The sequence below is a fragment of the Streptomyces colonosanans genome (assembly GCF_001866645.1).
In the GTDB taxonomy this organism is placed as follows: domain Bacteria; phylum Actinomycetota; class Actinomycetes; order Streptomycetales; family Streptomycetaceae; genus Streptomyces; species Streptomyces colonosanans.
Window position 1 is genome coordinate 12,392 of record NZ_MLYP01000045.1, and the last position, 24,550, is coordinate 36,941.

Annotated in this window: 19 protein-coding genes and 6 pseudogenes; 11 read left to right on the forward strand and 14 right to left on the reverse strand. The window is 68.6% G+C overall.

Features of this window, described 5'->3' with window-relative positions:
* Window positions 1–334 precede the first annotated feature (334 nt).
* The 3 genes from BIV24_RS17750 to BIV24_RS17760 all read left to right on the forward strand — a co-directional run bounded on the left by BIV24_RS17750 (window position 335) and on the right by BIV24_RS17760 (window position 2,747).
* On the forward strand, window positions 335–1,573 hold the full coding sequence (locus BIV24_RS17750) for a serine/threonine-protein kinase (RefSeq protein ID WP_071367314.1): 1,239 nt from the start codon (window positions 335–337) through the stop codon (window positions 1,571–1,573).
* A gap of 224 nt (window positions 1,574–1,797) precedes the next feature.
* A complete protein-coding gene (locus BIV24_RS36475) occupies window positions 1,798–2,109 on the forward strand; it encodes a hypothetical protein (RefSeq protein ID WP_071367315.1) in 312 nt (103 codons plus the stop codon).
* 116 nt (window positions 2,110–2,225) lie between these two features.
* The gene (locus tag BIV24_RS17760; RefSeq protein WP_071367316.1) at window positions 2,226–2,747 is read left to right on the forward strand and encodes a DoxX family membrane protein; all 522 of its coding nucleotides are present in this window, start codon (window positions 2,226–2,228) and stop codon (window positions 2,745–2,747) included.
* Between the two features lie 162 nt (window positions 2,748–2,909).
* Here BIV24_RS17760 and BIV24_RS17765 read toward each other — a convergent pair whose 3' ends face one another.
* Window positions 2,910–4,157, reverse strand: a complete 1,248-nt coding sequence (locus BIV24_RS17765; protein ID WP_079168346.1) for a cytochrome P450 — start codon at window positions 4,155–4,157, stop codon at window positions 2,910–2,912.
* A 299-nt stretch (window positions 4,158–4,456) separates the two neighbouring features.
* Between BIV24_RS17765 and BIV24_RS17770 the strand changes: the two genes are divergently transcribed.
* Window positions 4,457–5,515, forward strand: a complete 1,059-nt coding sequence (locus tag BIV24_RS17770) for an aromatic ring-hydroxylating oxygenase subunit alpha (RefSeq protein WP_281247754.1) — start codon at window positions 4,457–4,459, stop codon at window positions 5,513–5,515.
* 574 nt (window positions 5,516–6,089) lie between these two features.
* Here the strand turns inward: BIV24_RS17770 and BIV24_RS17775 are convergent.
* Window positions 6,090–6,527: pseudogene (locus BIV24_RS17775) on the reverse strand (ATP/GTP-binding protein); the annotation flags it as partial.
* A 260-nt stretch (window positions 6,528–6,787) separates the two neighbouring features.
* Here BIV24_RS17775 and BIV24_RS17780 point away from each other — a divergent pair.
* Complete coding sequence (locus BIV24_RS17780) at window positions 6,788–7,561, forward strand: polysaccharide deacetylase family protein (RefSeq protein ID WP_071367318.1); 774 nt, start codon at window positions 6,788–6,790, stop codon at window positions 7,559–7,561.
* A gap of 159 nt (window positions 7,562–7,720) precedes the next feature.
* On the opposite strand, the pseudogene BIV24_RS17785 reads toward BIV24_RS17780, so the two are convergent.
* The 3 genes and pseudogenes from BIV24_RS17785 to BIV24_RS17795 form a co-directional block, all read right to left on the reverse strand.
* Window positions 7,721–9,135, reverse strand: a pseudogene (locus tag BIV24_RS17785) (transposase).
* Between the two features lie 374 nt (window positions 9,136–9,509).
* On the reverse strand, window positions 9,510–10,292 hold the full coding sequence (locus BIV24_RS17790; protein ID WP_071367319.1) for a hypothetical protein: 783 nt from the start codon (window positions 10,290–10,292) through the stop codon (window positions 9,510–9,512).
* Window positions 10,289–10,843: a SigE family RNA polymerase sigma factor gene (locus tag BIV24_RS17795; protein WP_071367320.1), complete on the reverse strand. Its 555-nt coding sequence runs from the start codon at window positions 10,841–10,843 to the stop codon at window positions 10,289–10,291. The genes BIV24_RS17790 and BIV24_RS17795 overlap by 4 nt, the downstream gene beginning before the upstream one ends.
* A 524-nt stretch (window positions 10,844–11,367) precedes the next feature.
* Here BIV24_RS17795 and BIV24_RS17800 point away from each other — a divergent pair.
* Window positions 11,368–11,865, forward strand: a complete 498-nt coding sequence (locus tag BIV24_RS17800; protein WP_071367321.1) for a VOC family protein — start codon at window positions 11,368–11,370, stop codon at window positions 11,863–11,865.
* 388 nt (window positions 11,866–12,253) lie between these two features.
* Window positions 12,254–12,646 carry a hypothetical protein gene (locus BIV24_RS17805; protein ID WP_245766853.1) on the forward strand — a complete coding sequence of 131 codons (393 nt, stop codon included), beginning with the start codon at window positions 12,254–12,256 and terminating at the stop codon, window positions 12,644–12,646.
* Here BIV24_RS17805 and BIV24_RS32055 read toward each other — a convergent pair.
* Complete coding sequence (locus tag BIV24_RS32055) at window positions 12,587–13,018, reverse strand: transposase (protein WP_079168337.1); 432 nt, start codon at window positions 13,016–13,018, stop codon at window positions 12,587–12,589. The two genes, BIV24_RS17805 and BIV24_RS32055, sit on opposite strands and share 60 nt — an antisense overlap.
* A gap of 167 nt (window positions 13,019–13,185) precedes the next feature.
* Window positions 13,186–14,361, reverse strand: coding sequence for a serine hydrolase domain-containing protein (locus BIV24_RS17810; RefSeq protein WP_071367323.1), 1,176 nt, complete (start codon window positions 14,359–14,361; stop codon window positions 13,186–13,188).
* Window positions 14,362–14,509: 148 nt separating this feature from the next.
* Here BIV24_RS17810 and BIV24_RS32060 point away from each other — a divergent pair.
* Window positions 14,510–14,729, forward strand: a pseudogene (locus BIV24_RS32060) (transposase); the annotation flags it as partial.
* A gap of 50 nt (window positions 14,730–14,779) precedes the next feature.
* Here the strand turns inward: BIV24_RS32060 and BIV24_RS17820 are convergent.
* A complete protein-coding gene (locus BIV24_RS17820; RefSeq protein WP_071367325.1) occupies window positions 14,780–15,271 on the reverse strand; it encodes a MarR family winged helix-turn-helix transcriptional regulator in 492 nt (163 codons plus the stop codon).
* A gap of 30 nt (window positions 15,272–15,301) precedes the next feature.
* On the opposite strand from BIV24_RS17820, the gene BIV24_RS17825 reads away from it, so the two are divergent.
* Window positions 15,302–16,423: a bifunctional NAD(P)H-dependent oxidoreductase/GNAT family N-acetyltransferase gene (locus BIV24_RS17825; protein ID WP_071367326.1), complete on the forward strand. Its 1,122-nt coding sequence runs from the start codon at window positions 15,302–15,304 to the stop codon at window positions 16,421–16,423.
* A 449-nt stretch (window positions 16,424–16,872) separates the two neighbouring features.
* Here BIV24_RS17825 and BIV24_RS17830 read toward each other — a convergent pair whose 3' ends face one another.
* On the reverse strand, window positions 16,873–18,516 hold the full coding sequence (locus BIV24_RS17830; protein WP_107459545.1) for an alpha/beta hydrolase: 1,644 nt from the start codon (window positions 18,514–18,516) through the stop codon (window positions 16,873–16,875).
* 199 nt (window positions 18,517–18,715) lie between these two features.
* Between BIV24_RS17830 and BIV24_RS17835 the strand changes: the two are divergent.
* Window positions 18,716–18,979 (forward strand): annotated as a pseudogene (locus BIV24_RS17835) (MarR family winged helix-turn-helix transcriptional regulator); the annotation flags it as partial.
* 49 nt (window positions 18,980–19,028) lie between these two features.
* Here the strand turns inward: BIV24_RS17835 and BIV24_RS36480 are convergent.
* The 5 genes and pseudogenes from BIV24_RS36480 to BIV24_RS17860 all read right to left on the reverse strand — a co-directional run.
* Window positions 19,029–19,199 (reverse strand): annotated as a pseudogene (locus BIV24_RS36480) (ISL3 family transposase); the annotation flags it as partial.
* Window positions 19,200–19,407: 208 nt separating this feature from the next.
* Window positions 19,408–19,914, reverse strand: coding sequence for a DUF6624 domain-containing protein (locus BIV24_RS17845; RefSeq protein ID WP_071367328.1), 507 nt, complete (start codon window positions 19,912–19,914; stop codon window positions 19,408–19,410).
* 183 nt (window positions 19,915–20,097) lie between these two features.
* The gene (locus tag BIV24_RS17850) at window positions 20,098–20,685 is read right to left on the reverse strand and encodes a hypothetical protein (RefSeq protein WP_071367329.1); all 588 of its coding nucleotides are present in this window, start codon (window positions 20,683–20,685) and stop codon (window positions 20,098–20,100) included.
* 165 nt (window positions 20,686–20,850) lie between these two features.
* On the reverse strand, window positions 20,851–22,374 hold the full coding sequence (locus BIV24_RS17855) for an alkaline phosphatase (RefSeq protein ID WP_071367330.1): 1,524 nt from the start codon (window positions 22,372–22,374) through the stop codon (window positions 20,851–20,853).
* A gap of 984 nt (window positions 22,375–23,358) precedes the next feature.
* Complete coding sequence (locus tag BIV24_RS17860) at window positions 23,359–23,916, reverse strand: pyridoxamine 5'-phosphate oxidase family protein (protein ID WP_071367331.1); 558 nt, start codon at window positions 23,914–23,916, stop codon at window positions 23,359–23,361.
* Window positions 23,917–24,291: 375 nt separating this feature from the next.
* Here BIV24_RS17860 and BIV24_RS32070 point away from each other — a divergent pair.
* Window positions 24,292–24,517: pseudogene (locus tag BIV24_RS32070) on the forward strand (winged helix-turn-helix transcriptional regulator); the annotation flags it as partial.
* Window positions 24,518–24,550: the final 33 nt, after the last annotated feature.

Here is a 24,550-nt window from a genome sequence, read left to right on the forward strand (position 1 = left end):
GCGTCCAGGACGAGTCGGGGGTCTCTATGTCGGCTCCGTGCTGGCCGGGCTTGGGCATGTTGCTGCCTCCCGGCGGGGGCCCGCCCGCAGGGGAGCCTCCGGGCGCAGCGGGCGGCACAGCGGCGGTGGAGGACCCGAAGAGTTTGGGCCTGCGCACCTTCAGGGCTGCAGCGACCTCGGCGAGGGCCGTCTCGTCGGCGCCGCGACCGGATCGGTGCCGGCAGGAGGCCGATAAGCTGTGGGCCGCTGCGGCTCCCCCCTCACCCGCTCCCGTGCGGGTGTTGCCCTGGCCTGCAGTGGTCGCGTCGTCTCATGGCATGAGGATGAAACACAGATGTTGATAGCGGGCCGGTACCGGCTGCACGACCCGATCGGGCGGGGTGCGATGGGGGAGGTCTGGCGGGGAAGCGACGAAACTCTCGGCAGACCGGTGGCCGTCAAGCTCCTGCTCGCCCAGGAAGCCGACCCCACGGCCGCCTCCCGCTTCCGCCTGGAAGCGCAGACCGCCGGCCGCCTCAACCACCCCCACGTCGTCAGCGTGCTGGACTTCGGCGAGCAGGAGGGCCGCCTGTTCCTGGTGATGGAGCTGGTCGACGGCGACAGCGTCGCCGGCCTGCTGTCCACCACTGCGCCCCTGCCCGCCGAGCGCGTCGCCCGCATCGCCGCCCAGGCCGCGGCCGGACTCGCCGCCGCTCATCAACAGAGCATCGTGCACCGCGACATCAAGCCCGCAAACCTGCTCCTGAACGCCGACGGCACCCTCAAGATCGGCGACTTCGGCATCGCCCGTTTCCTCGACGACCCGGCCGCAGCCCTCACCGCCACCGGGCAGATCATCGGCACCAGCCTCTACCTCGCCCCGGAACGCGCCCTGGGCAAGCCCGCAGTTCCCGCCTCCGACATGTACTCTCTGGGCTGCGTGCTCTACCAGCTCCTCACCGGACGCCCGCCGTTCCAGGCCGACACCGCCATCGCCATCCTCCACCAGCACCTTGACGCCACGCCCGTACCTCCCCGTGAGCTTGGCATCGTGCTCCCGCCCGCCTTCGAGAACTACCTGCTCGGCCTCCTCACCAAGCAGCTCGAGGACCGGCCTACCGCCCAGCAGATGGCCGACTGGTTCGCTGCCGGCGCCTGGCAGGGCCACCCCGTGCCACTGCCCTCCGCTGTCCCGGCTCCGGTCGCCTCCTTCGCCCAGGACCCTCCGGTCCCCGAACCCGGCCCCGCGACCACATACGTCCTCCCATCCGCCACTGTGCCCGCGGGCGGGCGCGGCCGCTGGGACCGCCGGCAGTGGGCCGGCGAGGTCCGCCGCCTCGTCGGCCGTCGGCCCAGGCTGCTGGGTACCCTCGCCGCTGCCCTGGTCTTCCTGGCCGCGCTGCTGCTCGGCATGACCTTGTTCTCACCGGAGCGGAGCTCGGCGGACACCCCCCAGAACGACCCGACGACCCGTACGACAAGCCCCGCCCCGGCGCCGCCACATTCCTCTCCGGAGCCGAGCACGGCCCCAGCCACGTCCCTCGCACCCGAGCCGCCTCCCTCCACCGACGAGGACCAGGACGAGGACGGCTGAGCGAGCTGACGGTGCGACACCTGCGCTCTGCTCAACGAACGCGCCGTCCACGGCCGCATCGCGCACAAAGGTGAGAAGGCACCGATCCAGGCCAGTGAGGTTTTCTCAGCGAAATGATCTCCGCGTAGTGGTGTGATTCGCCCGTTCCTGGATGGATCGGGTGAGCGGCATCCGGATGCGAGCAGACGTAAAGCCCCTGGTAGGACAGGTCTCACCACGAGATCATGTCCGTAACCACCAGAGGCTTCGCGTTGGTCGCCTATGTTGCCACGCTCGACGTCCCGCGCCACGTCGTGGACTACCTTTCGCGTCTGCTGGCCACGCGCCGGCGGCAGATCGGCACTCCGCGCTCGGACCGTTCCAGCAGGCGGTGCTGGTGCTGCGCTGGTTCCGGCTGCGTGCACTGCCTGGTCCGCGACACCGGCATCTCCCAGGCCACCGGCTACCGCTACCTGCACGAAGGCATCGACGCCCTCGCAGGTCAGGCCCCGGATCTGCACGAGGTCCTGGTGCCCGTTGTCGGCAGGAAAGCATGACGCACGTGGTCCTGGCCGGCACGCTATTTTCGCGCAGCGGTCGAGCGGTCGCCCCCCAAGGTACGTATGGTCTGTTGAGGGGCCACGGGCACGGCGGGCGAAAGGCGGCGGGCACGATGGTTCATGGCATTCGCAGGGACTCAGCTGTTGGCGAGGGCCGCGGGTGGCGGGACACCGCCACCCGCTACGCCCTGCTTCCCCTGCGCGTCTTCCTGGGCGTCACCTTGATCTACGCGGGCCTGGACAAGCTCACCAACAGCGCCTTCATGCACGCCTCGGGCGCCGGCTCCATCGGCGAACTGATGCGCAGTGTGCGCGGGACGTCGGCGATCCCCGCTCTGGTCGACCTGGCGCTGAAGAACCCCGTGGGCTTCGGCTACGCCATTGCCTTCGGTGAACTCGCCGTCGGCATCGGCACGCTCCTCGGCCTGCTGGCCCGCCTCGCCGCGCTCGGCGGCGTGCTGATCTCGCTGAGCCTGTGGCTGACTGTGAGCTGGGCCATCAGCCCCTACTACTACGGCAACGACCTCGCCTACCTGATGGCCTGGATCCCCTTGGTCCTCGCCGGCGCCCCCATGCTGTCCCTGGACGCCGCCATACGCGCCCGACGTCGCCAACGCACTGGCGGAAACCGGTGAGCCTGGCGGGTTGTGGGGTGGGGCATCGTCAGCACCTCGGCCGACAGCGCCGCCTGTGAAAGTTTCCACGCGTCCCTCAAGCGGCAGACGCTCCAAGCCGCCACCCTCGGAAGTTCACCTGTTCGCGGGCGACCGGATGGCCCACTTCCACAAGTCGGCCGTTCACCAGGCGACAGGCATGCAGGAAGGCCCCCGCAGCACCATGCCTTTCTTCCACTCCACAGCGTCGGCGTCCGGCTCCATCCTCAGCACGGGGAAGCGCCTCAGCAAGGTGTCCAGTGCAATCTCGATTTCCACCTTCGCCAAGTGGGCGCCGAGACAGGTGTGCGCGCCGTAGCCGAAGCCGAGGTGGGGGTTGGGAGTGCGAGTGAGATCCAGCGTGTGCGGATCGGGGAAGACGAGGGGATCGCGGTTGGCGGCGTGCAGGGAAATCAGGACCGGGTCGCCGGCCTTCACGGTGCACCCGCCCAGGAGGACGTTCTCGGTCGCGTAGCGCGGGAAGAGCGCGCCCGCGTTTCCGCTCGGGATGTACCGAAGGAGTTCGTCGACAGCACACGGCATGCGCTCAGGACGTTGCCTCAGAAACGTCAGTTGCTCGGGGTGAGTGAGCAGGAGGTAGACGGAGTTGGGGATCTGATTGGCAAGGGTCTCGTAGCCGGCGACCAGCAGGACTGCGGCAAGATGGAGAAGTTCGCCTTCCGTGAGACGATCGTGGTGATCACGAGCCTGAATCATGGCACTGAGGAGATCGTCGGCAGGCTTTTCGCGTCGCTCGGCGATCAATGCGGCCATGTAGTCGACGAGGCGTGCGATGCGTTCCCCTGTCTCTTCTTCGGACAGGCAGGAGGCAGTCACGAAAGCGTTGACCCAGTTTCTGAAGTCGTGGCGGTCCTCATAGGGCACGCCGAGGAGTTCGCAGATGACGGCGATGGAAAAGGGCAGTGCGAAGTTCTCGACGAGATCAGTGGGTGGGCCACACTCCGTCATGTGACCGACGTTTTCATCGGCGATCTTCTGGATGCCCGGTCGGAGCTGCTGTGCCCGGCGAGGGGTGAAGGCGCGGGCGACCAGCCTCCGCAACCGAGTCAGTTCGGGCGGGTCCATTCCCATAAGGCTGCGCTCTTCGCTCAGCTTCCGTGGTCGAATTCGGGGCTCGTCACGACCTCGGCCGGCTGCCAGGCTGAACCGCGGATCAGCCAGGACTGTCCGTACGTCCCGGTAACCCATGGCGAGCCAGGACTGTTCCCCATAGGGCATTTGGACCCTGCATACGGGCTCTTTTTCCTGGAGTTTCGTGTACAGCGGATCCAGGTCAAGCTGATGCGGTTCACTGAAGGGGTATGCACGTGCCGCGGCGGCGGATTTCGTTGCAGAGCAGGCAGCCGTTGGGCGGTTCGCAGAAGAGGCCACGATGACCTCCAGGGTTGCGAGGTTCGGAGCGGCGTCGCACGCATGGGCGGCACACAAATGGCACCTCTTGAGCTTGGCGGCGCCCGAGTATCGGCCTTGCGTCAAAAGGTCATCTTATTGCAAGCATTGAGTACAATCCAGGATATTCGGCCAGTCCATCTATGGACCGGCGCCTCAAGGCTCCAGACCCGCCGCCACGCAGTAGTGCGAACTCAGTAACACTCCAGCACGCCGAAGGGTTGTCCGATTGCTCAATGCGAAGACGGGGCACCTTGCATCGATCCTGCGCCTCTGATTACATGCGCATTGTGACCGATATCACACTTTCTGTACCCGGTGGTGCCCGCCGCCCTTCGAGGGCCACGGCCGAGGATCAGAGAGATCTCGGGCCTACACTGCCGTTCCCGGTCGGCTGGTTCTGCCTGGGCCTGTCCCGTGAACTGCCTCGTGGTGGCATTGTGACGCGCCGGCTCATGGACCAGGACTGCGTCCTGTACCGCACCCCCGACGGCGTCGCACGGGCGGTGGACGCCCACTGCCCGCATCTGGGCGCCCACCTCGGTCACGGCGGCAAGGTCGTCGGCCAGCTACTTGTGTGCCCCTTCCACCGGCTCGGCTTCGCCCCTGATGGAGCGTGTGTCTCGTCCCCCAGCGGGTTGCCGCCGCGCGCCCGACTCGGCCACCTGCCGCTGCGGGAGCTCAACGGGCTCCTGCTGGTCTGGCACGGGCCCGCCGACACGCAGCCCTCGTGGGAGCCGCCCGCCCTGCCGGGCTGGGCCAGACCGACGGCGCTTTGGAAGCGCGAGGTGGTCGCGCAGGTCCAGGACATCCTCGAGAACTCCTTCGACTGCCGACATGCCTCCGAACTGCACGGGCTGAGCATGCGGCCGGTGGCACCACCCGAGGCGGACGGCCCGCTGATGCGCGTCCGCGTGCGCATCCATCCCGCAAAGGGACGTCTTCTGCCCAGGCTGGACGGCGTCCTGGCCCACCAGACGATCACGATGGCCGGGTTGGGCATGCACACCACCGAGGTGATTGTGGACCGCCTCGGCCTGACGACATACCTGTGGACCCTGCCCACCCCCATCAGCCCCACCCGGACCGTCCTGCGCTTCGCGACCACGGCCGCCGTGACCGACACTGCGAGGATGCCTGGTGGGACAAGCCCGCTTCTGCGGACCGCTGCGTCCAGGGCCGCGTCACGAATCCTGCTGGGCACCGCCATCAAGTACGCATACGAAGACATCAGGATCTGGGCTCACAAGCGGTACCGGCCCCATCCAGGACTCGCCTCCGACGAGCAGGCGATCGGGCAGTTCCGGCACTGGGCCCGCCAGTTCTATCCCACGTCCTGAAGTCCCTTCACGAGCGCAGACTCCATGTGTTGGAGACGTACGCGGGGTCTGAACAGCACCTCGCCTGACTCCGTGATCTCGCGTCCCGGAGATCCGGCTCTCCGCACGCGCCGCCCGGGTGCTCGTTGGCCCGGCGCACCTTCGCCACGGCCTCCTCAACCGACCGCGCGTAGGGCCGGAAGGGGGAGGGACAGGGTGCTCTCCAGGCTGTGCACGTCCAGCAGGCCGCGCTGTACGCAGTGACCCCGGGTGGGGTCAGGCGCCTGCATATTCGCCGTCGCCGTGGTGTGGCCGGCGTCGGCCGCGACAGCGGTGGCGGTGGCGGTGGGGGTGCTGTAGGGGAACGGTTCAGTCCGATGCCGCGCACAGCCGCCGCGGCCGCCCGTAGATCGAGCCGATCTGCTGTCCCTTCGTGAAGTGCAGCCTGAATGTTTTGGGCCGCCAGGAGGCAGGAGCGGCCGGAACAGTGCCGTGCCCTTGCCGCCTTCCTGGACGGCTGGGGCGCAGCGGGCGACGGAGTGCCGCCCTGGCGCTGCACCGCGCGGCAGTGGAGAAGTGGACGCGATGTCCCGCGTCAACCGCGGCCCGGCCGAGTGCGACGGACAGGTTTCGTGATCTTTTCGGTGAAGGTGAGGATGGCACCGAGCGCGGCGCCACGGATCTGGTGGGAGAGCGCTCCGATCATGCCGCCGGTTCGATGGTGCCAGCAGCGGTCCAGGCCGGTGGGGGCACCCGGCTTGTGGTCGTGGCGGAGGAGAGTGTGTTCCAAGGTGGCGACGAGCCCCCGCCATTCCGGGCCAAAGGGAGACGGCTCGGTGGTGATGAGCGTGAAGCGTCCGGCGATCTGGGCTCCGCGGGTGCCGGACAGCAAATCGCTGTGCTCGATGTCGATGCCGGCATAGACGAAGGTCGCGGGGATGCGTCCGGAGAAGTAATTGAGGGTGGCGGCGACTTCGGCTCCGCCGCGGCTCGCGAGCGAGATGTTGTGGAGTTCGTCGACCAGGACCAGGCGGCCATGCCGAGGACGACAGATGGGTGATCAGCCTCGGCTTCCGCCGGCCGGTGATGATGTGCCCGGGATGCGCGGATTGCCGCAGATCGGTCCGGGAGCGCGACCCGGTTCCGGCCGCTGCTCGCCGAGTTGTCCGCGAACTCCCCCGGAATTGTCCGTGATTGGTAACGGACGCATCCGGTGGTCGCCGTCTTTCGTCCTGACAGGTGGTCGGAGGGCGACCAAGGATCGGCGAGGAACTGCGGGAGAGTGGGGCGGACATGGCACGGCACGGCGGCGGGCGGGGCTGGTACGGCAAGGTGCTCGGGGCGGCGCTCGGGGTGACGGCGCTGGCCGCCGGTGCCTCGGCGTGGACCGCACAAGCGGGTGCCGTGGGCGGCTCGTCGCCTCAGGCGGCCGCGTCGGCCACGCCGGGCAGTGACGTCAAGCCGGTGGCGGTGACCATCTCGCACGCCTCAGACAAGGGGACGCGCGGCGTCAACATCACCATCGACGACGGCCCCGACCCCGTGTGGACCCCTCAGGCGCTCGACGTGCTGCGGGAGTACGGGGTGAAGGCCACGTTCTGCATGGTGGGGACGCAGGCGCAGGCCCACCCGGACCTCGTGAAGAAGGTGGTCGCGGCCGGGCACCGGCTGTGCGACCACACGGTGTCGCACGACACCACCATGGACGCCAAGTCCCAGGCCTACCAGTCGCAGCAGATACTCGACGCCGAACGCATGATCACCGAGGCGTCCGGGGGCATCCGGCCGATGTACTACCGGGCGCCCGGCGGGGCCTTCACCCCCTACAGCCGCAAGCTGGCCGCCTCCCGGGGCATGCGCCCGTTGGGCTGGAACGTGGACTCCAAGGACTTCGAGCAGCCGGGCACGGACGCCATCGTCACCACCGTCGAGCGGGAGCTGCCGGGCGGGCCGACGCTCCTCTTCCACGACGCGGGCGGCGACCGCTCCCAGACCGTCGAGGCCCTGCGCCGGATCCTCCCCTGGCTCAAGGAGCAGGGCTACTCCTTCGGCTTCCCGGCGCGCTGAGCCCCGGCCCTGGCCGGTCATGGCGTTCGAGGTCCCGGCCCTGGAGCCAGGTACATCGGGCAGCTTGCCCGCCCGCGCATGAACATCCGAGTCGCGCGGAGATGCGTGGGAGGCCCCGCACCGAGCAGCTCGGATGCTGTTGGTTAATCCGGGTCCTTCCTACTTCGCCCCGTCGACCTTGTGGTCGGCGGGGCGAAGTGCTGCGAAGTGGCTGGTGCGGGTGCGGCCCCGGGGCGTGTCGGTGAGGTGGGCGTCGATGCGGGCGAGGTTGATCGCGGCGCCGGTGAGCTGGTGCTGGAGGCTGGTCTTCGCGAGGCCGCGGTAGCGGGATCGGCGCAGGCCGCAGCGCCCGACGGCTTGGGAGATGGTGCCCTCGACGCCGGCGCGGATCTTGTACCGCTCCTTCCAGGTATCGGTTCCCTGCTCGGCTCGGGCCGTTCGGACGGTTTCGTGTTCGTCGCGGCCCTGCCGAAGGTTGAGCTCACGGCGCTGGGCAGTGGGTGAGTTGACGCAGTCGCGCAAGTGAGGGCAGGGGCGGCAGTCGGCCGGGCTGAAGCGGACCCGGATCACGGGCAAGCCCTGCTGCGACTGCCGCCGGTGCCACTGGGTGCTGGTGATCCCGTTCGGGCAGGTCACCTGTTCACGGTCCCAGTCGATGGTGAAGGCGTCTTGTCCGAAGGGGCCGTCGGCCGAAGCAGCGGTGCTGGCGGCCATCGGCCCGTGCAGGCTGATCCCGTGGTCCCGTCGGGCGGTCACGACCTGGCCGGCGGTGGGGTATCCGGCATCGACCCAGTGCTCGGCGGGCAGGCAGTCCCGTGCGGCCAGCGCGAGCCGTGAATGTCCGCAACCGCCACGCTGTCGTGGACGGTGGCGACGGTGGTGGCCACGTTCGTGATCAGGTTCGGGGCGTCCGGCTCGCAGGTCTCGGTCAGGTGGACCTTGTACCCGTCCCACAGGGTGTCCCGTTTGACGCTGCCACGGGCCTCGGTGTCATACGGGGTGACCAGGCGCAACGTGCCCGGCGGGCGGTCTTTTGGGTCCCGCCGCCTCACCTCGCCCTCCACCAGGTGGAAGTGCTGGACCCAAATCTGCCGCAGGGTCTCCACCTCCGCCAGGGTGCTCAGGCCAGGCGGTGCGTCAGCGGCGAAGACCGCCTCAAGCAGGCGCATCCCGTCCCGGCCGACCCGCAGTCCCACCTCGTCGCGTCTGGCGCGGGCCTTGGGGAACCGGGAGTCCTCGGCTCTGGTGGCATAGTGCCTGAACCAGTCCGGCTCCGCGACCCGCGCCAGCCAGTCCGGGGCGGCCTGGGCGAGCGCGTTGAGCGCCGATCGCAGGGTCTCGGTCACCATCTCCAGCCAGGACAGCTCCCGTGCCGGGGGGCGGAACCCGGAGGACGATCTGCCGCCGGACGGCCTGCCCCGCACCGGGAACAGGTCCGCGAACTCCTCGTCCGTGAACAGCGACCCCAACTCGTCCCGCACCCGGATCGCCAGGCTCCCCTTCGGGAACGCGGCCCGAGCCACCCGCACCGTCTCCGCCGGGATCTCCCCCGAACCCTTCGGCTGCTTCGACATCCGCACCCACCCCAAACGACAACGACGGCCTTCAAGACCACAACCAGGTCTTGAAGGCCGACGTCACGCGAGGCCCCGGATTAACCAACAGCATCCGAGCAGCTCGGTGCGGGGCCTCCCACGGGTGCGGGGCGGTGGTCAGCCGCGCCGGATGGTCGCCGGGTCCTTGCACGTCCGTTCCTGGGGCCGGGTGGCGTCCTCCGGACGCAACTTCTGCCAGGCGGTCCAGGCCGACCGGGGAGCCGCGGCGTGAACGACTCCGTGTCAGTGGAGTTCCTCGACCGCTCGGCCCCCGGCCGGACCGCGTACGACGACGTGTTGCAACGGATGCGCCGACCCCCGAACTCACCGGGCGGCGGATGTGACGATGCCGGTCAGAACCGCCAGGACGGGCTGTTCGCGATGTCCAGCAGCGTGTCGGCGTCCAGCGGCACCTGCTTCGTCGGCCGATTCGTCCACTGCTGAAGGGCCACGGTCCGGCCGTCCTTGCGCTCCACCCGTACGTACTGGGACTCACGGCCGTCGGCGGGGAACCGCAGTGTCACCGATTCCGCCCGTGCGCCGTCGGCGAGTTCGACCGTCTCGCAGTCCTCCCTCGGCATGACGTCCTGCGGCTTCGTCCCGTCCCTGTGCGTGATCTTCGGCAGCGCGATCTTCGCGCAGAACGGCATGTGGGGCTCCTTGGCCGTGTACCCCACGCTGCCGATGAACGTGACCTCTTCGCCGCTGTTGTCCCAGTCCACTTGGAAGGTCCGGCCCTTGAAGTCACCGTCCCTGGTGGTCGTCCGGCCCTCGGGGAGCAGTGCGACGAGGGTGTCGGCAAGCCGCTTGCTGCTCCAGCGTGTCGTGTGCTCGATCCCCGGACCGAAGCTGTCTGGCCTCAGCGGGCGAGTCTCGTCGGTGCCGAAACCGGCCGGCACCAGCGGGCCGACGAGCGGGTCGGCGGCGGACACGCTCGTGGCCGGATCGGCACCGGGTGCGACCAGGGCCAGTACGGCAACCGCCGCCGCGGAGGTGACGCTCGCACCGGTGAACGCGATACGTCGCCGGGTCCTGACGCGCCGTCCGGCCGTGACCACGGCGTCCACGGTGGTCCGTACCGGTGGTTCCTCACCGATCCCGGCTTCCAGCAGATTCCTGACGTCCTGATTGCTCATGACAGAGTGACCTTCTCTCGGTTGTGGTGGGTGGACTGGGCGAGCGTCCCGATTGCGTCGGGGCTGTGGTCGTCGCCCAGGAGGGCCCGCAGACGGGCCAGTGCCCGCGCGGTGTGGCTCTTCACGGTGCCGATGGAGCAGCCCATGGCCGCGGCCGTCGCGGCGATGTCCAGGTCGGCCCAGTAGCGCAGGACCACCACGGCACGCTGACGCGCCGGAAGGCCGTCCAGCGCCGCGCGTACCTGGAGCTCGAGTGCCAGGTCCGCTGCGGGCACGGCATGGTCGGGAAGGTCCCGGGCGGGGTGCTCCCGCCGCCAGCGCCGCCGTGAGTGGTCGATGCAGGCCCGGGTCAGCACGCGGTGGGCGTACGCCTCCAGGTTCTGTATCCGTCGCCGTCGTCCCCACACGGAGTAGAGCTTGGTCAATGCCGTCTGCGTGATGTCCTCGGCGTGGTGCCAGTCCCCGCACATCAGATATGCGGTCCGCCGCAGATGCGGCAACCGCTCCTCGGCGAAGCCGCGGAAATCCTCCAGATCCCCGGTACGCAACACATGCCCTCCTTTCGCCTCTGACCACACCGACGGAGCGGACCGGCCGGCGGGATGTCACGAGGCACCGGAAACTTTTCGCGGGAATTCCCCGGCGCCCGGTGACATCCTCACGGCCGCACGCCGCCGCCGTCCGGTCGAAGACATGTGAGCAAGCGGCCCCGCGCCCCCGCCCGTTGGTTGCCGACGCATGACGGAGCGCTGCGGGGACCGCGTCATCGTGAGGAGGTATGCGAGGCCTACGTGCGTCGGACCCCTCGAGCGCCGCCGTGCCAGGCGCTCTGGTGGTCGGTACGACGCTCGCCCACCCGCCGGTGCGCCGCTGACCGGCGGGGTCACATCGGCTGCGGCCACGGCGGTCGGGACAGTGCTCTGGGGGTCCCCCCTGCTCGAAGAGCTTGGGGGAGCGTGCCACGCATTGCGACGGGGCGAACGTTGTCTGTTGGGGCACTAGGACACCACTTGACCTATACCGCGGCTAGTGTCAGCACCAGGTTGAGACATTCGCTCTCCAGGAGGCAGTTCCTATGTCTGTCAAGCCGGTTCCCCACGGCTATAGCACTGTGACGCCGTGGATCATCTCTCGCGACACGGTGCAGCTCATCGACTACATGAAGAGGGCCTTCGGCGCGGAGGAGATCGCCTGCCTGGTCGGCAAGGACGGCAGCATCGCGCATGCGGAGGTACGGATCGGCGACTCGGTGGTGATGATGTTCGACGCGCGACCTGAGTGGCCGCCGACCCCTGGTTTCCTCCGCCTCTACGTGGAGGACGCCGACGCCGTGCACCGTCAGGCAGTTGCGGCCGGCGGTACCTCGGTCACCGAGGTCACTCACCTGTTCTTCGGAGACCGGGTCGGCCGGGTGCGTGATCCGCTGGGCAACCTGTACTGGATCCAGACCCGCGTGGAGGACCTGAACCCGCAGGAGATGGAACGCCGCCTCGACGACCCGGAGTTCACCAAAGCGATGGAGTACGTCCAAAGCGCCGACTTCTTCCCCGGTCGGGCCTGTGTGAGTGACTGAGCTGCGACCGGCGGGCTGGCGCGTCCGCGAGTGACAGAGAGGGTGCCCAAGATCGTTGTGTGACGAATGAGAGCCTGGACACCCCCGACATGGGGCACTCGCGCGCCATGTCCGCAGGCGGATGCTCGGACTCGGTTGCCATGCGGTAGTCGGGTATCGGCGGCTGTTCGGTCGAAGCGAATGTCTTCATCCCCCGAGTGGGGGAGCCGAGTTGGACCTTGCGCATGATTCGGCGGGGCCGTCCGCCGGACAGCATGGGGCCATGGTCACGTGTGAAACACCTGCAGCCGCTGCCATCTCGGAGAGTCCGCCTCCTGCCCGTTGGGTGGTCCGGGTCGCGCACGTCGCGGCCCTCACTGCTGTGCCATCCGGGATTTGGCGGATCACGATGGGACTCGGCATCCCGGTGGGATTCGACACCACTGGATTGGACATCCCCGGCTGGTTCACCGTCATGTGCATCGCGATGAGTCTGGGCGTCGAAGGGCTCACGCTGCTCACCCTTGGCCTGGTCAAACCCTGGGGCGAGGTGGTGCCGCACTGGATCCCGCTCATTGGGGGGAAGCGCGTCGCGCCTCTGGCCGCCGTGATTCCGGCATCGCTCGGCGCGGCCCTTCTCATGCTGCTGACGATCCCCAACGCGCGCGGCTTCGGAGGGGCGCAGGGAGCTCCGACAGGGCCGGCACTCGTCGTGATGGACGCCTGTTACGCACCACTACTGCTATGGGGGCCGCTGCTCGGGGTCGTCACGATCTCCTACTACCGGCGGCGCTTGAACTGAGCAGGGGCTGACAGGGCATGGGCAACCTCGTTGCGGCCAGCCCACAGTGAAGATCGCGTGCAGGGTCTTCCAACCCATGCCGTAGCCGGCGGGCAGGTTGCGCCACTTGTTGCCGTTGTCGGCGACGTAGCAGATGGCGTCGATGACCAGTCGTCGGCAGTGCTCCTCCAGGCGCTCGCCGTTGCCGTCCAGCCAGGCTCGCCAGGGCAGCAGCGACGCGATGGCCTGCCACTCCACGTCCTTCATGTCCGTGGTGCAGAGGCGCAGACGGGCAGGCCGGTCGGCGCTGCGGCCGAACCGGCACGCGACGCAGGAGCAACCGACTTCCTCAACTGCGAAGACAGGGGACGGTGCGGTGGCGTACAACGACATGACAGGACGTCTTGGTGCAGCGGCCGGTTTGGACACCGCTGTTGCTACCAAGAGGTCCTCGTCCGGACGACTTCACCGAAACCACTCCGCCACCCGGCCATCAGTTCACGGACGGCACTCAGAGACCGGCGACTGCCGACGGACACGGGGCCCGGGGGCCGTTCGGTTCAGCGGCACAGGGCCGTGTCCACCACGCTGTCCATGTGCTCCTTGGTCGTCTGGCTCGGCTGCGTGGTCACTGCGACGTTGGCAGCGCGGCCGTTCCCGGTAATGCCACCTCGGGTCTCGTATCCCGTCATGCTGCCGCCGTGGCCCCAGTACACGCCGCCGCACGACAGCGGCCTGCTCACGAGGCCCAGGCCGTAGCGGGCACCGGCGGGGAAGGGGTAGGTGGCGGAGACGGTGGTGCGCATCTGATCGAGCTGGGCCTTCGGCAGGAGGCGGCCGGACAGCAGCGCTCTGAAGAAGCGGTTGAGGTCGGAGTTCGTGGAGATCATCTGGCCTGCCGCCCATGCCCAGGACGGATCCCATTCCGTGGCGTCGACCAGGGGCGAGCCCGCTGACTCCTGGTAGTAGCCCTTGGGGTGGCGCTCCCGGATGGTCGCGTCGCCGGGGGCGGGGAAGTAGGTGTGGCGCAGGCCGAGGCGTCTGACGATGCGCTGGTCGATCTGTTCGGCGACGGTGTGGCCGGTGACCTTCTGGACGAGCAGGCCCGCCACGAGGTAGTTCGTGTTGTTGTGCTCCCATTTCGCTCCGGGGGCGAAGTGAGCCTCGTGCTTCAGGGCGAGGTCCAGGAGTTCGCCGGGCTCGTAGAAGCGGATGTCGTCGCTGAGGTAGTTCACGTAGTTGGGAAGTCCGCTGGTGTGCTGGAGGAGTTGGCGGACAGTGATGCGGCGGCCGTCGATGCCGTCCCCGCGCAACAGGCCAGGCAGGTAGGTGTCGACGGAAGCGTCGAGTTCGACCTTGCCCTCGGCGACCAGTTGCAGCACGACCACGGCCGTGAAGGTCTTGGTGTTGCTGCCGATGCGGACCTGACCGTCCCTGGGGACCTTCGCGCCCGTGGCCACGTCGCCGACGCCCGCGGTGTACGTACGGGTGTGACCGTGGCGGTCCTGGACGCTCGCCAGCGCGGCGGGCACACCGTCCTCACGTACCAGTTGGTTCAGGCCCTTCGGCACGGAGTGCGTTTTGGAGGCCGGCGCCGCCGACGCCGCGGGCGACGCCAGAGCGCCCACCGTCATCACGCCGACGGCCGCCGCGGCCGCGGCTGTCACGGCCCTGCGCCGACCACCGCCCGACCGCCGTCCGGACGAACGCAACCTCTGCCCTGCCTGTTCGCGCACGAGTCAACTCCTATGGAAGTCCTGGGAACCAACGGCATGTGCCGGGTCCCAGCATTTCCGGAGGCGACCGGCCGGGACGATCCCGCTAACCGCCGAACTCCAGGTAGGGCTACCCCCAAGATCCCGTCGCCAGGTGGCCCCAGACCCCGAAGTCGTCCAACGCGCCCCCGGCGTCAAAGGGTTCAAAGTGATCCCTCGACGCCGGGTCGTCGAGCGGACCTTCGGCTGGCTCATGCACCACCGCCGACTCGCCCGCGACTACGGAAACCCATCCCGACCGCTCCGAAGCCATAATCCACGTCGCCATGATCGACCTCATGAGCCGACGCCTCACCCATGAATCCACCCTGAACTGGCGCGACACCTGAACCACGAACCAAACACCCCCGCCAGGACAAAACGCTCTTTGAGACGCTCACTAATCAACTCCGTCGTCGGTTCCGCCCCCGGTCCCCTCCAGTTTCGCGGCGATGTGTTCGAGGGCGGCGAGGTCATCGGGCGTGAGTCGGTCGACAAAGTGGCGTCGCACCGAGGCAACGTGGGCGGGGGCGGCGTCCTTGAGTGTGTCCAGGCCGTGCTCGGTGAGGGTCAGGAGGCAGCCTCTGCCGTCGGCCGGGTCGGGTGCGCGCCGGACGAGGCCGCGCGCTTCCATGCGGGTTGCGTGCCGGGACAGCCGGCTGCGCGACCAGGCCATTTTGGCGGCCTGTTCGCGCAGGGTGCTGGTTTGGTCGGGCCGCTCTGACAGTGTGCTCAGCACCTCGTAGTCGGACTCGGAGAGTCCGACCGCGGTCAGATCACGCGCCGTGCCGGCCTGGAGGGCGGTCACCATGCCGCGGAAGGCCCGCCACGCGCGCTCCTCGTCCGGGTTCAGCCAGCGCGCAGTGGTGGCGGCCGACGATTTCGTTGACATGGAAAGAGTCTATCGGCTAGCTTCGTTTCCATGTCAACGAAAAATACGCGCGTTCTCGTACTGGTGTGCAGCACCCGGCCCGGCGCCCTCGGCCCGTTGGTCGGGGCGTGGCTGATCGAGACGATCACGCATCGTGCCGAGGAACTCGGCGTCGAACTCGTGCCGCTGGCCCTCGGCGACCTTGATCTGCCGTTCCTCGATGAAGAGGAGCATCCGTCCTCCGGTGTCTACCGGCAGGAGCACACACGACGGTGGAGTGCGATCGCGGACGCGGCAGACGGCTTCATCGTGGTGACGCCGGAGTACAACTACGGGATGCCCGCGACCCTGAAGAACGCCCTTGACTACCTCGGCCGCGAGTGGGCGTGGAAGCCGATCGGCTTCGTCAGCTACGGCAACACCTCGGCAGGCACGCGATCGGTCCAGCACGCCAAACAGGTGGTGACCACGCTGCGTTTGGTGCCGCTGGGCGCCACGGTCGCTATCCGCATCTCCGACGCGACGGAGCAGGGCCGGGTACGTCCGAACGCCGCTCTCGCCGGGGCGGCCGTCGGCGTACTGGACGAGCTGGTCCGGGTTGCCCACGCCCTGCGGCCGATGCGCGAGAGGGATCGAGCGGGGACGCTGCCGGTCCCGTTGCCGGGGTCGTACGTGCGGCGACTGGTCCCCGGCGACGCACCCGAGGTCACCGTGCTGCAGCGATGCTGCTGGGTGGACGAGGCCCTGGCCAACGACACGCTGGCGATCCCGGCCCTGCATGAATCAGTGGATGAGGTGCGCGAGTGGCTTGCGGACTGGCACGCCACGGGCCTGTGGCGGGACGGCCGACTCCTGGGCATGGTGCGGGCACGTCGCATCGACACCGACTGGCACGTGGGTCGGCTCGCCGTCGTCCCCGACCTGCGGGGCCATGGCCTGGGCCGCTGGCTGCTGCACATCGCGGAGTCCGCAGCCGAGCAGATGTGCCGCCGCATCGTGCTAACCACTGGCAGCGCCAGCCGCCGGAACATCGGTCTCTATGAGAGCGAGGGGTACCGGTCGCTGTCGCACGCCGGTGCCGACGGGACGATGTGTCTTACCAAGGACACAGAGGCGACGTCTTCGAGTGGGCCCATGGGTCGTCCCGCACTATCCGGTTCCTGCCCAGCCTGATCGCAAGGGGCCGGCCAGAAACGCGCCGCAGCCGACGCCCCGTTGCGGGCGCGGGCGGTGTGCGAGGCGATGGACGTGGAGATCACGCCCAACAACGTCAACGACGTCCGTCTGAAGCTCAAGCGGCTGGTCGAGCGCGGGATCCTGATCGAGATCGAGCAGGGGTTGTTCACCCGGCCGCGGCCATAGCCGCCCAGCGAGCCCGCGACCAGACCGCTTGCCCCAACCGAAAGGGCAAAACGGGCGTCAGTCCACGTACCGCCCCCTCAAGTGAGTATCTTTGCCTGGTTCATTTTGGCCGTCATTACCTGGATGGCCTACTCGGTGTGGCGTATGCGCCTCCTGCCCGCTCGGAGACGCGCGGTTTCCGTCCCGCATCGCGGGCGCGGTGACCGGCCGTTCGCCCGTCACCGCGCCCGCGGTGTCACTTCTCGTTATGTGTCGCTATGTCAGACGGCCGGTGCCGGGAACGGGTCGAGGTCCGGCTTGAGCACCTGGCCGGGCTTCGGAACGGCCTGGTCCACCAGGTAGGAGGTCACCAGCCCGTTGAGGGCCTTGCTCCGGCCGACCGCGCAGTGCTCGATCATGTCGACCGTGACCAGCACGGAGTCGCCGAGCTCCCGCTGCATGTTCTGGGCGAACTTGTACTGGGTGGCCGGGTCGAAGGTGTTGCCGATGACCATGACCGGGTTGGCGGTCCGCTTGTTCCACGGGCCGGGGTACTGCTCGGCGGAACGCGCCGGCGACGGCCAGGTCGCGCACGCGGGCGCGTCGTAGGCCTGGTACCGGCCGAAGGTGGGGGCGTTGAGCTCCCAGGCGCGGGCCAGGTTCGCGAACACCTTCGGGTTCGTCGGGTACGGCTTGTCCTGACAGTTGACGCCGTAGTAGGAGTCGTCCGAGGTGTACGGGGAGTCGGCGGGCGCCTCGCGCAGTGCTGCCGGGGCGACCTTGGCCAGCCGGTCCGCCTCGTCCGTGGGCATCGTTCCGGCCACGGCGCCGAAGCCCGGCTGCGGGTTGATCACCTTGTCCAGGGCCTGCAACGAGCGGGCCAGCGGCGCCAGCTGGGTCTGCGCGTACAGGGCGTTGGCGACCTGGCTGGTGAAGCTGCTCAGAGTGACCTGTGAACCGCTCGGCAGGGTCACGGGGCTCGTGCGAAGGTGGTCGCGGATCGCGTCGAATCTGGCGCGGGTGTCGCCCTCGGCGAACGCGCAGCGCGGCGCACCGGCGGCCTTGCAGCGCTTGAGGAACTCGTCCAGAGCGAGCTCGAAGCCGCCCGCAGCGCGCTGCCGGTCGTACTCCAGGCCGTTGTGCAGGCGCAGGTGCGGGTCGACGTTGCCGTCGATGATGAGGGCGCGCACCTTGTCCGGGTACATGTTGGCGTAGGTGGCGCCGATCAACGTGCCGTAGGAGAAACCGGCGAAGTTCAGCTGTGTGTCACCGACGGCCTGACGCATCCGGTCGAGGTCGCGCACCACGTTGATGGTGGACATGTGCTTGATGAGCGCACCCGCGTTACGGGCGCACGCGTCGGTGTAGTCCTTGGTGGCCGTGAGAGTGCTGTCCACCTCCGCCGGTGTGACGGGCACACCGGTCATCCGGTCGAAGACCGCGTCGGCATCCTCCTGGGTCTTGAAGCACTTCAGCGGATTGCTGCGGGCCACGCCGCGGGGATCGAAGCCGATCAGGTCGAAGTGCTCCATGACGCGGGGCTCGAACCGGGTCGTGGTGGCCCACAGGTAACCACTGCCGCCGGGTCCGCCGGGGTTGAGGAACAGCGATCCGATGCGCTTGGCCGGGTCGCCGGCCCGCCGCCGCATCATGGCGATGCCGACCTTCTCCCCGGACGGGTTCGCGTAGTCCAGCGGCACCGGGTAGACAGCGCAGTCGTAGATCTTCGGGTCAGGCTTGGACGGGTCCGGATTGCAGGGCGTCCAGACCACCGGGTCGACCTGCTGACCGGCTGTGGCCGGGGCGGTCGCGGGGGTCGTTGCCCTGGCGGGTGCCGCCGGGGCAGCCGACGCCGTGACGGTGACGCCGGAAACGAGGGCGAGGGCGCTGGTGAGCGCTGCCGTCAGAGTCGATATGCGGGACAAAGAGCCTCCTTCGGTTGTCAAACCCGGTCAGGATGGCAGCACTTGAAGGCCCGGTAAAGATCGTGCGCAAGATGTCGGTGGGTTGAAATGCAAGTGGGGTGACGCCTGGTTCGGCACCACCCCACTTGCTGCGCGCTACGTTCTGGCAGCGCCTCGCCGCCGACATCGAGCGCGTATGTGACACCGGCATCGCCGTCGAACACGCGTGATGACGAAGAGAATCGACCGCCTGGAGCGAGCCGGACTCGTCACCCGCCGCCGTTCAGAGGACGACCAACGCGGCCGGATCGTCGCCCTCACCAAACCTGGACGTGAACTGATCGACCGGGCGTTCACCGACCACCTGCGCAACGAACGCCACCTGCTGGATGTACTGACGCCCACCGAGGCCGATTCACTTGAGACGCTGCTCACGACCTGGCTCTCCCGCATGGAGCATCCGCGTCCTTCTCACGGCGAGTGACCCGCCCCCGGGGCTGCGACCAGCGCCTTGGCGGCTCGGACGGAAGTCCTCACGAGCAGAGCAGGACCCGCTTGCGCAGGAGGCAAAAGCCGGCGCGGCCGAACATCGGCCGTTCGAGCGTCTTGATCCGATTGACTGCTCCTTCGACCGGGCCGGAGTTCCACCTGGTGGTCAGCCCGGTAGTCACCGCGTCGGAGTCGCTGTTCAAGCCGGCGGCGAAGCTGCTGATGCCGGGCATGTCGGCGTCGGTGGCCTCGTTGACCATGTGCTGCCAGCGGGTGGCGCGGGCGTATGGCTGGACGGTGTGCCGACCCCATCCCAGGGGGTGGGCGATGTAGCGGATGCCCATGCCCTGGCCGAGGAGATCGTGGGCGAGGGCCAGCCGTGAGCCCGGCAATGATTCGCCGGACGTCGCTGGGAACGGGCTGTCAGGCCATCGCGAACTTGGCAACGTACTCGTCGAAGGGCTCGATGCCGACTTCCGCGCGGAGTTCGTCCATGCGCTCGGGCTCTTCGCAGGGCCACGGAACCGGTGCCCCGCCATTCACGCCGGCGATCTGAGTGCCGTAGATCTGCTTGCGGCCCTCGTTGGTCAGCGTGCGGTCGCGCAGAAAGGCCAGCTCGCGTGGGCTGGCCGAGCCTGCCGACACCGCCTGCTGCATCAGCTGGAGGGCGCGTCGCTGGACGTCGAGCTGCCGGTCGGCGTGCTGGGCAATCAGCCATGCGGCGCGTGCGGCCTCCTCTCCGGCGATTTCTGCTGTCGGCCAGCCGTACTCATCCATGATCTCGCTGAGTCGGTCACCGTGCCGTGCGGTCAGTCGGCGCCACGCCAGCTGCTCGGCGGGGTCGTCGCTATGCGCGTGGACTGAGGACTGGTGATCGGCCGCGGCCATGGCCGTGAGTTCCTCCGCCAGCGCGGCAACGTCGTGCGTCACTGTCAACTCCCTGGTCAAGTCGATGCGTTGTGCTGGTTGCCCGCAACCCTAGAAGACCATATCGGGTGCAAAGATCATTCCGGAGAACGGTGACGGGTACCTCCGCGCACCGCAGATAATGGATCTGCCCCTGGAGCCACGCGGCCTGGGCCACTTCGCGGCCTGTCGGCTGTCAAGCAGCCGCTATTCGTTGACCAGCACCGGGATGGTGACCACGGCGGCAGTGGGGCTGCCCTTGAGGCCGTTGGCGGGGATGGTGAAGTCGATCCCTGCGTTCTCGGCCTGCGGGCCGGAGTGCTCGCTGTGGTCGTGGGCCGCCTCGTCATTCTCGGCGTGCTCGAAGGTGCCGGTGCCCAGCAGGCGGCCCTGGGCGTCGTAGTAGGCGGCACGCAGCTCGAGGTCGATGAGGTGGCTGACGTCGGAGGTGACGGCCAGGTGTCCGGTGACGGCGGCCGGTCCCTTGGCAAGGGCAAGCTTGGTGATCCGGACCCGGTCGGTGAAGGGCCCGTCCGAGATGCGGACCTCACCGGGGGTGGCGGCTGGGCTGAGGCTGGCCGCCGGAGCAGGGGCGGACCGGGGCGAGGGCAGGGCGATCTTGGCGGGTGTGGCCGACGGGGCCGTGCTGTGCGGCCGACGGCCCTGGCCGCTGTCGTGGCTGTCGCTGCCATTGCCGGTGCAGCCGGTGAGTGTGGCGAGCGCGAGGACACCCACAGCAGTGGCGGAGGCGACGCGGACGCGGGTACGACTGCGGGGGCTGGCGGGGAGGTTCATGGGTGGGGACTCCTGGTACGTACTCGGGGCGGTCGGCGCCCGGCCGACGGCTCCCGCGACCCTGGGCTGCCGACACTGGCCGGTCGGCCGTCGTCAGGAGCGGGTGCGGAAACCGGACGGGGCCGGGAGCGCGGTATGCGCTCCTGGCCCCGCTTCAGCTGGTGATCAGTGCTGCTGCTTGGCCGGCTGCGAGCGGAACAGCGACGTGTACATCTTCCGGTACAGGTCGGTGTTGTCCTGGCTGGCGGCGAAGCCGTCGGCACCGGGACCGTAGGCGTAGAGCGGAACGTCGGCACCGGTGTGGTTGCCCGAGAGGTAGGTCAGCCACAGGCTGGCCTCCGGGCTGCCGTCCTTGACGCCCTCGGGGTCGTCGGGGGTGCGGAAGGTGGCCGGAGCGAAGTTCTTCGGGTCGTTCGCGCCGGCGCCGTTGACGATGCCGGTGGAGCGGGCCGGGTCCTTCACGTTGCCACTCGCGCGCGACGGCGTGGAGTTGTTCGCCGTGTTGCCCGAGTCGACGTTCACCGGAGGCGCGGCCGCCTCGGCGTTGGTGAAGGTGCCGCGCTCGATGATGTTGAACCCGGCGCACTCGTGGTCAGCGGTGACGACGACCAGGGTGTGGCCGTCCTTCTTGGCGAAGTCGACCGCGGCCTTGACGGCGTCGTCGAACGCCTTGACCTCGTCAAGGGTCTGCGCGGCGTCGTTGGCGTGCGAGCGCTTGTCGATCTGCGCGCCCTCGACCTGGAGCAGGAAGCCCTTCTTGGAGGCGCCGTCCAGCAGGGAGATGGACTTCTCGGTCATCTCCGCCAGAGTCGGCTCCTGCTTCTCGGCGGCACCCGCCGGAAGCTTGGCCTTGGCGTTCTCCACGGTCAGGTTGCCGCGGTTGAACAGGCCGATGACCTTGCCCTTCTTGACCTGGTCAAGCTCGGACTTGGTGGCAACCTGCTGGCTGGCGGCGGTCTGCTGGCCGAGCTTGGCGTCACCGAAGTTGCCGAGGACCTGGTAGCCCTGGTCCTTCATCGCCCTCTCGTCGTCCGGCTGGAAGCGGGACAGGCCGCCACCGAAGATCACGTCAGCGACGCCGTTGCGGGCGATCTGCTGTGCGATCGGGGTGATCAGGGTCTTGTCGGCCGGCTTGTCCTCGTAGGTGCCGTCGGCCTTCTTCGGCAGGCACGAGGCGTCGGAGTAGGTCGGGCCCTGGCAGCCGCGGAGCAGAGCGTGGCTGAACATGCCGGCCGGGGTGGCGTCGGTGATCTCAGCGGTGGAGACGTTGCCCGTGGCGAAGCCGGCCTTCTTGGCCTGCTCCATCAGCGTCGGCATGGACTTCTCGTACGAGTCCACGCCGATGGCGGCGTTGTAGGTCTTCACACCGGACGCCCAGGCGGTGGCCGAGCTGGCGGAGTCGGTGACCAGTGCGGGCTGGTCGCTGCCCTTCTCGACGGCGTACGTCGAGACGGCGCCGTAGAAGGGCATGCGCTCCATGTTGAGCTTGCCCTCGGCGCCGTAGAAGCGCTCACGCCCGGCGGTGACGTGGGTGCGCCCCATGCCGTCGCCGAGCAGGTAGATGACGTTGCGGATGTCCTTGCCCTTGGCAGGGGTGTCCTTGGGCGCGGAGTTGGCCGCCGCCGGCATGCTGGCGGCCAGCGCGCCCGCAGTGGCGAGGACCGTCAGGATTCTGACGGGTTTGCGCATCACCGATGCTCCTCGATCGATGAGGCGTTCACGGCCCCCCCTTGTGGCAGCCACGAACGCACCCGGTGGGATACCGGGTAAAGGCACGTTAAAGGCGGGTGGTGAACCGATTGCCACCGCCGGGTGTACCGAGTGCGAACGGGCCCCGAGGAATTGATGCGACAGTCCGTCAATTCATTCCTGTCGGTACGCGTGAGCCGCGAGTGTGGCAGCCGTGGGGGGCGCTTTCGGCGAAGTCCACCACGGCGCCCCCTACAGGTAGACCGCCAGCACGCACCTGACGATGCGCCGGTCCTCCTCGGCGAGTTCGGCGACGCGCAGGCGCTGGTGGGTGCTCAGGGCGGTGGCATCGAGGGCTTGGAGAGCCTCGCAGGCGCCGGAGATGTCCGCTCCGGTTTCGGCGGAGTGACGGGCGGCCTCGGCGAGTCGGCCGAGGTCGACGACGTCGGGGTCGGTGACGGCGAGCAGGGCGAGGGCGGCGGCGGGGGCCTTCTCAGGGCCGGCGAGCAGTTGTTCCAGCCGGGGGATCAGGAGCCGGGCGGCCGCGCCGAGAAGGGCGGCGGCGCGGATGGTGCGGACGACGGTCCACCGGTACCAGAGCTGGTTGCCAGCGGTGCGGTCGAGGACGGAGACCAGGATCGTGATGGCTTCCTAGGCGTCGCCGTCGACCACAGGGCGGTGGCGATCGCGAGATCACCACGCCAACGACGAAGGGCCCTGTCCTGTCAGGACCTCCGCCCACCAGCCATTTCACCCCCTGCGAAACAGGATGAAAGAGGTTCAGTCATATCAATTGTGACTGAGTGCCCCAGCTGGCCACTGAGCGCTTCAGTTGGCCGCTCTGATGTCGGCCATCACCGGGAACCACTTCGCCCCACGACCCCGGAACTCGGTGACAGTCGTGCTGGCGACTATGGTCCAGCTGTGCTCGCCCGCTCCGCTTGGCGTCTGCGGGCGAGCACAGCCTCGTGGGGGCCCGGTTACTCAGAACGCCCACCGCGTATGGGTGTAAACCCCGCTGTCCCGGCCGAAGCCGTACGCGGTGGCCGGGGCGACCGCAAACACCACCGCGTTCCCCTTCCGGAACGCGTCCCCGATCCCGTGGAAGGTACCCTCGGGCGAGGTGATGTGCGGCCCGTACTTCACCTCGTACGCCGCGATCACCTCCTCCAGTACCGCCGGATCGGCAACCGGCTCCGCCTTCCCCTCGACCACGAGGTCGAGCCCTTCGGTGAGCGAGTTCCCACCGGTGGTCAGCGCGCAGTGCGCATCATGTGCGAGGTTCCTCGCCTTCTGCTCCCCCGGGCCGGTGGAGAAGTACAGCACCCCGTCGTGCCAGGCGGCGATCACGGGTGTGACGTGCAGCCTGCCGTCGGGCCGCACTGTGGACACCCAGAAGATCTCGGCGGCCTCCAGTTGCCGTTCGGCCTCGGCCCACGTGACGGCGGTGACGTCCGCGGCACCGGGGCGGGGATTGAGTGCGGAGCTATAGCGGGCGTCGAGCTCGGTCGCGGGTTGCTTTGCGGGTTCCTGTGTTGGCATGGCGGTTCTCCTTCCTCTTCTCCCAATAACGACTCGCAGCCCGCGCTGAAATCATCGCCACGTCCGTTTGGGGATGCCGGTTCAGGGACGGCTACGGCCCCGACGGGCGGCACTGGACGCCCAGGACCACCTGGCCGAGGTCGAAACCACCGCGATCCTCGACTGGCCGGGCACTACTGGCCACTGAGCGCCCGAGGAGCCAGCCGTCCCCGACGCTCCGCCCGCCGTCTTCCTCACCACCACTTGGAGTTCCCCACCGCCTGTCCTGCCCACCGCTGACCCTGACCCGGCGCCGGGCTCACATGGTGGGATGTCGGTCTTCACTGCGAGAGGCGACCTTGGCGGCGGGGTCCGGGGTGCTGTGTCGAGTGACCCTCGGACGGCAGCGCCTACCGCGAGTACGTACTGACTTCGAAGGGCAAGTCGCTCTTCCCCGTCATCGTGGCACTGCGGCAGTGGGGCGAACAGCCCCGGCGAACCCCACTCACAGTTGGTCGACCGCCGAGAGGAACGTCCCCTCCGAGCACTGGAAGTGCTGTCTGCGGACGGGCGACGGCTGAACCCCGACGACACCACCGTCCACAAGATCTCCACCCAGTGATCTGAGCCGGAGACCCGGCGCCGACACGCCACT